Origin of the sequence: Trichococcus pasteurii, assembly GCF_900112935.1 — a bacterium.
Taxonomy (GTDB): Bacteria; Bacillota; Bacilli; order Lactobacillales; family Aerococcaceae; genus Trichococcus; species Trichococcus pasteurii.
This window is the reverse complement of sequence record NZ_FONM01000019.1, coordinates 49,387-57,959: the sequence shown is the minus strand read 5'-3', so window position 1 is coordinate 57,959 and position 8,573 is coordinate 49,387. Positions and strand designations below refer to the sequence as shown.

Genomic DNA, 8,573 nt, shown 5'->3' with positions numbered 1-8,573 from the left:
TATCATGCCGGCGTGGCGGAATTGGCAGACGCGCTGGACTCAAAATCCAGTGCCCGCGAGGGCGTGCCGGTTCGACCCCGGCCGCCGGTATCAAACAAGACAGGCTCCTGACGATGACATCATCGTTGGGAGCCTGTTTTTTTGCATAGTTGTACGCGAAGCTGAAAGGAAAATTTGAAATCAGCACATTTTAGGTATATAATTCGTGGTAACTTACAAAAAGAAACTTATTATCTATGAGGTGAACAAGATGCTGACAAAAGAAGAATTGCCATTTTGTCCGGTTGCGACAACAGTTGATCTGATCGGAAATAAATGGAAACTCCTGATAATGCGGGAACTGTTGACAGGGACAAAACGTTTTAATGAGATGCACCGATTGGTTGAGGGCATCAGCCAGAAAGTATTGACTGAAAATCTTCGGAAGATGGAGAGTGATGGAATCATCAAACGCGAAGTATTCCCAGAAGTGCCACCCAGAGTGGAGTATTCGTTAACCGACCTTGGTGACTCACTAAGACCGATCATCAACAGCATGAGCGATTGGGGAACCGATTATATCAAAAATAATCTTTTGGAACAAAAATAGACAAAGGTATTAAGAAGATCAGATTTTGAATCTGGTCTTTTTTTGTTGTCCTATCAATGACTTACAAAAAGGTAAGTACCTGATATAAAAGTGCGTACTTTTGCAAAAGAAACTTTAGGGCTATAGTAATAGTATGGAAATCCAACCATAAGTCATTGAAAGGTTGAAACATCAGTGAGGTGTTAAGCAAGACAGACACGCACGAATGCTCATCATGATGATATTGCTTGTGCATAGAAACTGACTCGGCGATGATTTTTGATGTGCAGGTGTTGAAGGAGGCGGAATGCATCAGATGATAAATCCTATCTTAGTATTTGCGGCAACCTTTGATACTGATGTTAAGATTGCCATTATGTACCTATTCCTTTACTACCCGACAATGAGCTGCAATGATATCGTCCGATTGTCTGGTGAAAAAAAAGAAAGTGTGATCACCAGTCTTTGGAGACTGCAAATGGATACGATTGTGGTCAACCATATCGATGACGAAAGACACTGTTACTATTCCTTGACGAGCAGCGGGACAGCTAGTTTGAAGGTATTTAGTCAGATAGCAGATTTTTCGAATTGTTGTTTGAAATGATAGGAGGACAAAAATGGTATTTGATCAAATACTGCAATACTTTCAAGCGAACTTGAATCAATATTTGATTTATGTTTATCAGCACCTTGGATTGAGCGTCCAAGCGATCGGCATTTCTTGTCTGATCGGCATTCCGCTGGGGTACATCAGCCACAAGCACCGGAAACTCAGCCAGATGATCACCCTCAGTTCCCAAGCCTTGCGGATTATTCCCAGTTTGGCGGTCCTCTTTTTATTGATCTCCTTCATAGGCGTCGGAAGGGCTCCAGCATTGATCGCATTGGTGCTGTTGGGCATTCCGCCGATTTTGGTCAATACAACGGTCGGATTCCTGGAAGTTCCTGCTGTGATGATCGAAACGGGAAAGGGCTTGGGGATGACCGATCGTGAGCTCTTGAAAAGGGTGAAGATTCCGCTGGCGTTTCCTTTTATGATGACCGGCGTGAAGCTGGCGTTGGTGGAAATCATATCAAGTGCGACGTTGGCTACATACATCGGTGCTGGTGGTTTGGGAACATTGATTTTTACAGGATTGGGTTTGAACAGGATGGATCTGCTTCTCATTGGAGGGGTATCGGTAGCGATGATTGCCTTCACGACAAGCATTTTTCTTGATTACATAATTAAAAGGAGCATAAATTAAATGAGAAGAAAAAATATCATCAGTACGATTGCAATGTTGGCCGTAACACTTATAGTCTCAGGTTGTTCAAGCCTGACTGGCGGAAGCGATAGCAGCACGGAAGATACAGTCATCCGAGTGGGTTCCAAGGATTTCACCGAAAACTTGGTTGTTTCGGAAATTTATGCGTTGGCTTTGGAAGATGCCGGGTATGAAGTTGAACGGATCCCGAATATCGCCAGTTCGGTTGTTCATACATCGATCACCAATGATGAAATCGACCTTTATCCGGAGTATACAGGTACTGGTCTGTTAGTAATATTGGAAATGGAGATGGAAACCGACCCTCAGAAAGTATATGACACAATCAAAGCAGAATACACAGAGCAGTTTGATCTGACTTGGTTGGATTATGCGGAAGCCAATGACAGTGCTGGGCTGGTCATCAAAACGAGCGTAGCCGAAAAATACGGCATTCAGACCGTTTCTGATCTGCAGGAACATGCTTCAGAGTTGCGTTTTGCTTCCCAAGGTGAATTCGATCAGCGGGAAGATGGCCTGCCGGGATTGACAAAAGCTTACGGCGAATTCAACTGGAAGAGCTCGACAGTCTACGACAACAGTTTGAAATATGAAGTCTTGAAAAATGATGAAGCGGATGTCGCCCCGGCTTATACGACTGAAGGACAACTGACCGACAAAGAGGAATTCACTGTTTTGGTGGATGACAAAAATTTCTGGCCGCCGTACAACTTGGCTCCAGTAATCCGGAATGAAGTATTGGAAGAAAATCCTGACGTGGCGGAAATGCTGAATAACATCAGCAGCACGCTGGACACAGAAACAGTGACCGGATTGAATGCCAAAGTGGATGTCGATGGAGAAGAATATGAAGCGGTCGCAAAAGAGTACTTTGATTCGTTGAACTAACCCCACCTAAGTTATCGTTTAGAGGTGGGAGATTCCTATGAACACCGGAGTATCCCCCGGTTATCTTAGTAGGCTATCCCCGCAGCTTCCTGCGGTTAGAAGCCTCATGGCTTCGTTTTTCAGATTGATGCTTGCGTTCAGATCCCGGTCATGGTGGGCATTGCATTGCGGGCAATCCCATTCCCGGACGGCGAGATTCTTCACGTCTTTGTTTTGGTAGCCGCAGCACGAACAGAGTTGGCTGGAAGGGAAGTTCCGGGCAACAGCGACGACTTGCTTGCCGTACCATTTCGCTTTGTATTCCAGCATCGTCCGGAACTGCGCCCATGATGCTTCGGCTATTCCTTTGGAAAGCTTTTTGTTCTTCAGCATGCCGGACACCTGCAGGTCTTCGATGCCGATGACGTCGTGGTTTTTGACGATTTCGGTTGAAATCTTTTGCAGGTAATCGGTTCTGGCATTACTGATTCGTTCATGGATTCTGGCAACTTTGACACGCTGCTTCTGATAGTTTTTCGATTCGGAAAGCTTGCGTCCGTCCTTTTGGGCCTGTTTCATACGTTTGGAAAGGATTCTCTGTTCTTTAGTCAGTTTCCGCTCCAGTTTGCGGAAAACCCTTGGGTTTCCGTAGACAGTCTCGTCAGAAACGACAGCAAAATCCTTCAAGCCGACATCGACTCCGCAAACGGAACCCGTTTTCGGCAATAGGTGGACCTCAGTCTCGACCAGAAGGGAAACAGAGTAGTTGCCCGAAGGGTTCCGGCGAACAGTGGCGCTCAATATTCTGCTGTCCACTTCTTTGGACTTCGCGAACCTGACCAGCCCCAACTTTGGCAGCTTTAACCTGTTCCCCAAAACGGCGATGTTCCCGTTGGTTTGTCTGGTCGTGTAGGACTGGACCGGATTCCGTTTGCTTTTGAAGCGCGGGACATCGTTCTGCTTTTTGAAGAACCGGTCATAGGCATCACTAAGGTTCCGCACGGCTGATTGCAGGGCGATGCTATCCACCTCCTTCAACCAGGCGGTTGCCGGATCCTTTTTCAACGAAGGCAGCTCGGCCGAACAGGTGCCGTAGCTCAGTCCCTTTCCCGTATCCTTGTAGACTTTGTTCCATTCAGACAGGAAATGGTTGAACACAAAACGGGAGCAGCCGATAGTCTTAGCAATCAGGATTTGCTGCTCTTTGGTGGGGTAGATACGGAATTTGAATGCTTTGTTGACGAGCATTGTTTTTCACCTCCTTCTATAGTATATGATACACGAACAAACGTTCTTTATCAAACGGGGAGGTGTGCAACAAGCAAAGAATATCCTAGAAAAAAATGTAGGCTAACGCCTACCGCCATTCATCTCCCACCTACTTGTTGGGCAGTGCTCTTTCCTTGAGGTGGAAGTCTTCTGGCGGAAAATGATAAAATAAGGAGGCGTTGAGGCCGCATGGAGCAAACCGCGATAGAATTCAAAAATGTGACGAAGCTCTACGGGGAAGGGGGCACGAAGGCAGTCGATGATATCTCTTTTGAAATTAAGGAGGGGGAGTTCATCACTGTCCTGGGTTCTTCCGGCTCCGGCAAAACGACGACTTTAAAAATGATCAACCGCCTGATCCGTGAAGATGCAGGACACATCATCTTCTTTGGGGAAGACATCAGCGGAATGAACGAAGTGGACCTCAGGCGGAAAATCGGTTATGTCGTCCAACAAATCGGTCTGTTTCCGCACATGACCGTTGCCCAAAACATCGCGACAGTCCCGGAACTGCTGAAGTGGGACAAGAAGGAAATCCAAGCCCGCGTCAAAGAATTGCTGGAGCTTGTCCAACTGGATCCGAATGTGTTTGCCGACAGAAAGCCGAAACAATTATCCGGCGGTCAGCAACAGCGTATCGGCGTTGCGAGGGCGCTTGCCGCCAATCCGAAAGTGATGCTGCTGGATGAACCATTTGGAGCGGTCGATGCGATCACGCGCCTACAACTGCAGAATGAACTGCAAAAGATCCACAAAGAATTGGGAGACAAAACCTTTGTGCTGGTCACCCACGACATCAATGAGGCGTTCAAGCTGGGGACGAGAGTGCTGGTAATGGACAAAGGCAAGATTTGTCAATTTGATGCACCGAGGGAAATCATGCGCAATCCGAAAACGGAGTTTGTCGCAAATTTGATTGCCACCGTAAAGGAACAAGAGGCATTTTGGAGTGAGCTGAAATGATTGCATACTGGAATACTTACCATGAAAAACTGTTGCTTGCCACGATGCAGCATATCGAATTAGTGGGGACGACGCTGACGATCGCCATCCTCATCGCTAGTGGCATAATCCTGGCCTGCATGCATCAGGAACGTGTGATGAACGGCTTGATCTATCTGACCTCTTTGCTTTATTCGATCCCAAGCCTTGCTCTGTTTGCCATCTTGATTCCGTTGACGGGATTGGGAAGGAACACGGCCATCATCGTGCTGGTGATTTATTGCCAATATGTCCTGTTGCGCAGTTTTTCCGCAGGGATCAAGGAAATCGATCCGACAATCATCGAAGCTGCTGTCGGGATGGGCATGACGAGAAATCAAATGTTCAGGAAAATTCAGCTTCCATTGGCAATTTCATCCATCCTTGCAGGGATACGGATCGCTGCGACCTCGACAATCGGCATCGCAACCATCGCCGCAACGATCAATGCGGGCGGGTTGGGAACTGTCCTTTTCGATGGCTTGCGGACATTCAGCGTCGTAAAACTGTTGTGGGGCACTGTGCTGTCGATGTTGTTGTGTCTGCTTGTCAATGTCATCTTGTACTTACTTGAGAACGCGTTGCGACGGAGATTTGCCTGATCTTTTCAAAGGAGTGGTCGCTTGAGTGATATCTGGAACCCGTGGCACGGCTGCAAAAAGGTCAGCCCGGGATGCCAAAATTGTTATATGTTTCATTTGGATAGTCAACGAGGAAAAGATGGCGCGCTGATTTACAAAGTCCAGAGCAGCTTCGATCGACCGTTGAAAAGAAACCGGCGCGGCGACTTTGTCATACCTCCTGGTTCCACGATACGCGTCTGCATGACTTCGGACTTCTTTCTGGAGGAAGCGGACGAGTGGCGCGGGGAAGTCTGGAAGATGATCGAGAAGCGGTCGGATGTGCTGTTCTATTTGTTGACGAAAAGAATCGAGCGCGTGAAAGATTGCCTGCCAGAAAATTGGGGAGACGGTTGGGAAAACGTGTGGATGAATGTCTCTGCCGAAAACCAGAAGATGGCCGACAGGCGGATCCCGCTACTCCTGGATCTGCCTTTCAAACACCGAGGCATCATGGCCGCACCACTGATCGGCGAAATCGACTTGAAGAAGCATTTGTCTTCCGGAAAAATCGAACGCGTCATCGTTGGCGGGGAAAACTATGATGGGGCAAGGGAATGCCATTATGAATGGGTGCACAGGATGCACCAAGATTGCGTGGACCAGCATGTGAACTTCGAATTCATCGAAACCGGGAATCATTTTGTGAAGAACGGACGGAAGTATGAAATTTTGGACAAAAGAAAGCAGCAGGAGCAGGCAAAGAAATCCGGCCTGTCTTATGAAGGGCGTGCGGTTTCGGTTCAACTGACGGAGGTTGCCCAGGGCGAATCGGTGCCGCTTTTTCAAACAGATGCCGTGACTTTGTGCGACTCCTGTGCCTACAAGAAATTTTGCGGTACGCAATCGGGAAGACCCAGCTGCATGCTGTCGCTATGAAAATAAGAAAGGAAGTCGGAGAAATGAAGGCAGTCGTAGTGCATGAAGCGGGCGGACCGGAAAAACTGGTGCATCAGGAAGTTCCGCTTCCGGAAATCCGGGAAGGCTGGTCGCTCGTGAAGGTCATGGGCTTCGGCATCAACCATTCGGAAATCTTTACGCGGGAGGGGAAATCCCCCTCGGTCAAATTTCCCCGCATTTTAGGGATTGAATGCGTAGGGATAGTGGAGCGTTCGAGCGACGAAGAAAAATTGCCGCTCGGTCAAAAAGTGGTGTCGATCATGGGGGAAATGGGGAGAGCCTTCGACGGGAGTTATGCGGAATATGCCCTGTTGCCGGATGACCAAATCTATCCAGTCCACACCAATTTGCCTTGGTCCCAATTGGCGGCCATTCCGGAAACCTACTATACGGCTTTCGGTTCCATGAAGAATCTGCGGATCCAAGCATCCGATCAGGTTTTGGTTCGGGGGGCAACGAGCGGTGTCGGGGTTGCCTTTGCCAAGTTGGTCAAAGCCCAATTCCCGGATATCCGGATTTATGGGAGCACCCGAAAAGCCGAAAAGGGCGAGAGACTGAAGGAAGCCGGCTTCACCGACTACGTCGAAGATCGCAATGGCATTTTGGAAACGGAAGAGACTTTCGACAAGATTCTGGAATTGATCGGGCCTGCGACGATCAAGGACAGCCTTTCCCATATCAGGGAAGCCGGCATCGTCTGCAGCACCGGCCAACTGGGCGGGAAATGGTACCTTGAGGATTTCGATCCCATCATGGAATTGAAGCACAACAGCTACTTGACTACTTTCCATTCGAGTGACGTCTCCGGCGAGAAGTTGAATGAACTGCTGGCTTACATCGAGGGGAAAGGCGTTGCGGTGGAGCCGGAGCGAGTCTTCACGCTCGAAGAGGTTGCGAAAGCCCATGCCTTTTTGCAGAGCCAGGACAGTTTTGGGAAAGTCATCGTGCTGGATCCGAGCGCTGCGGGAGAACACGCTTCAGAATAGGGTTGCGTTTCCGCGGATTATTGGTTAGAATCAAATGAGAAACACTGGGGGTGCGCAACTGCGCTGAGACCGGCATTGCCGGAACTCTTTGTACCTGATCTAGTTCATACTAGCGTAGGGAATGTGGCGTTTGACTATTCGCATAAATAGACATCAAAACGTTATATTTTCTGATTTCGCATCAGATCATATAGCGTTTTTTATTTTCAGTAGGGGTGCGCGCGAGCGCTGAGACCGGCATTGCCGGAACCCTTCAAACCTGATCCAGTTCGTACTGGCGGAGGGAACTGAGCTTGGTCTGGAGTCCGTATGTATATCCAAGACATCTCAGGGGGAGGTGTCTTTTTATTTTCATTCAATTCGGGGAGGAGGGAAAAGGTTCGCATAGATCAGGCTGCAAAAGGAATCAATCAAACTGAAAAGGGGAAAATATTATGAACACAAAGAAATTAGTCACCACTGCCTTGATCATCGCCATGGGGGTGGTCAGCAACAGCATCTTCGTCATCCCAATCGGCATTGCAAAGGTAGCACCGATGCAGCATCTGCTGAATGTACTGACCGCTGTCTGGTTAGGACCCGGATACGCCGTCCTGCAGGCTTTCGGCGTTTCCGTGCTGCGCAACCTGTTGGGAACGGGAACCATATTTGCCTTTCCTGGCAGCATGATCGGAGCTGTTTGCGCAGGTCTGTTTTATGCCAGAACGCAAAAGATCGGTTACGCGGCACTGGGTGAATGGATAGGCACCGGAATCCTGGGCTCTCTGGTAAGTACTTTGCTGGCGCAACTCTTTATGGGTATGGAAGCAGCGTTTATGCTCTTTTTGCCGAGCTTCGCAATCAGCTCCGCCATCGGAGCGGGGCTGGCTTATTTCATCATCCTGGAAATGGAAAAAAGAAGCGTGTTGGATCGCAACAGAATTTAAAACATCCGCATAAGCAGGAAGCCGCTCTCGGAAGAGGGCGGCTTTTTGTTGTCCAAAAGTGTCTCCAATAGAAATAGTTAAGAAAATAATTTTCATTAATTAATAATTGAAAAAACTATTTTCATGTGTTATTCTATCAGCGAAGGGGAAAAGGCGAAGTCAAGAAATGCGGAGCGCGCTTTTGG

At 48.2% G+C, this 8,573-nt stretch carries 10 protein-coding genes, 1 tRNA gene and 2 riboswitches; of the genes, 10 read left to right on the top strand and 1 reads right to left on the bottom strand.

Annotated features, from left to right (window positions below):
- Positions 1-6: 6 nt before the first annotated feature.
- The 5 genes from BM184_RS12995 (at position 7) to BM184_RS15625 (ending at position 2,727) form a co-directional block, all read left to right on the top strand.
- Positions 7-90 (top strand) — tRNA-Leu (locus BM184_RS12995).
- Positions 91-250: 160 nt separating this feature from the next.
- Positions 251-589, top strand: a complete 339-nt coding sequence (locus BM184_RS12990; protein ID WP_086943807.1) for a winged helix-turn-helix transcriptional regulator — start codon at positions 251-253, stop codon at positions 587-589.
- 295 nt (positions 590-884) lie between these two features.
- Positions 885-1,175, top strand: a complete 291-nt coding sequence (locus BM184_RS12985; RefSeq protein WP_143091142.1) for a hypothetical protein — start codon at positions 885-887, stop codon at positions 1,173-1,175.
- Positions 1,176-1,188: 13 nt separating this feature from the next.
- A complete protein-coding gene (locus BM184_RS15630; RefSeq protein WP_086943809.1) occupies positions 1,189-1,818 on the top strand; it encodes an ABC transporter permease in 630 nt (209 codons plus the stop codon).
- Positions 1,819-2,727, top strand: coding sequence for a glycine betaine ABC transporter substrate-binding protein (locus BM184_RS15625; RefSeq protein WP_086943810.1), 909 nt, complete (start codon positions 1,819-1,821; stop codon positions 2,725-2,727).
- Between the two features lie 60 nt (positions 2,728-2,787).
- Here the strand turns inward: BM184_RS15625 and tnpB are convergent, their stop codons facing one another.
- Positions 2,788-3,954, bottom strand: a complete 1,167-nt coding sequence (gene tnpB / locus BM184_RS12975; protein WP_086943811.1) for an IS200/IS605 family element RNA-guided endonuclease TnpB — start codon at positions 3,952-3,954, stop codon at positions 2,788-2,790.
- 210 nt (positions 3,955-4,164) lie between these two features.
- Between tnpB and BM184_RS12970 the strand changes: the two genes are divergently transcribed.
- From BM184_RS12970 to thiW, 5 genes are all read left to right on the top strand, one after another.
- Complete coding sequence (locus BM184_RS12970) at positions 4,165-4,938, top strand: ABC transporter ATP-binding protein (protein ID WP_086943812.1); 774 nt, start codon at positions 4,165-4,167, stop codon at positions 4,936-4,938.
- Positions 4,935-5,558, top strand: a complete 624-nt coding sequence (locus tag BM184_RS12965) for an ABC transporter permease (protein WP_086943813.1) — start codon at positions 4,935-4,937, stop codon at positions 5,556-5,558. The genes BM184_RS12970 and BM184_RS12965 overlap by 4 nt, the downstream gene beginning before the upstream one ends.
- 21 nt (positions 5,559-5,579) lie before the next feature.
- Positions 5,580-6,455: a DUF5131 family protein gene (locus tag BM184_RS12960; RefSeq protein WP_086943814.1), complete on the top strand. Its 876-nt coding sequence runs from the start codon at positions 5,580-5,582 to the stop codon at positions 6,453-6,455.
- Positions 6,456-6,478: 23 nt separating this feature from the next.
- Entirely contained in the window at positions 6,479-7,462 is a 984-nt protein-coding gene (locus BM184_RS12955; RefSeq protein WP_086943815.1) for a zinc-binding dehydrogenase, read from the top strand.
- 36 nt (positions 7,463-7,498) lie between these two features.
- Positions 7,499-7,601, top strand: a riboswitch (TPP riboswitch).
- Between the two features lie 62 nt (positions 7,602-7,663).
- A riboswitch (TPP riboswitch) is annotated at positions 7,664-7,765 on the top strand.
- Between the two features lie 131 nt (positions 7,766-7,896).
- Positions 7,897-8,388 carry an energy coupling factor transporter S component ThiW gene (gene thiW, locus BM184_RS12950; RefSeq protein WP_086943816.1) on the top strand — a complete coding sequence of 164 codons (492 nt, stop codon included), beginning with the start codon at positions 7,897-7,899 and terminating at the stop codon, positions 8,386-8,388.
- Positions 8,389-8,573 lie beyond the last annotated feature (185 nt).

Coding starts and splice junctions, on each gene's coding strand:
- BM184_RS12965 (WP_086943813.1), top strand. CDS start 4,935: ATGATTGCATACTGGAATACTTACCATGAAAAACTGTTGCTTGCCACG.
- BM184_RS12955 (WP_086943815.1), top strand. CDS start 6,479: ATGAAGGCAGTCGTAGTGCATGAAGCGGGCGGACCGGAAAAACTGGTG.
- BM184_RS12990 (WP_086943807.1), top strand. CDS start 251: ATGCTGACAAAAGAAGAATTGCCATTTTGTCCGGTTGCGACAACAGTT.
- tnpB (WP_086943811.1), bottom strand. CDS start 3,954: ATGCTCGTCAACAAAGCATTCAAATTCCGTATCTACCCCACCAAAGAG.
- BM184_RS15625 (WP_086943810.1), top strand. CDS start 1,819: ATGAGAAGAAAAAATATCATCAGTACGATTGCAATGTTGGCCGTAACA.
- BM184_RS15630 (WP_086943809.1), top strand. CDS start 1,189: ATGGTATTTGATCAAATACTGCAATACTTTCAAGCGAACTTGAATCAA.
- thiW (WP_086943816.1), top strand. CDS start 7,897: ATGAACACAAAGAAATTAGTCACCACTGCCTTGATCATCGCCATGGGG.
- BM184_RS12985 (WP_143091142.1), top strand. CDS start 885: ATGATAAATCCTATCTTAGTATTTGCGGCAACCTTTGATACTGATGTT.
- BM184_RS12970 (WP_086943812.1), top strand. CDS start 4,165: ATGGAGCAAACCGCGATAGAATTCAAAAATGTGACGAAGCTCTACGGG.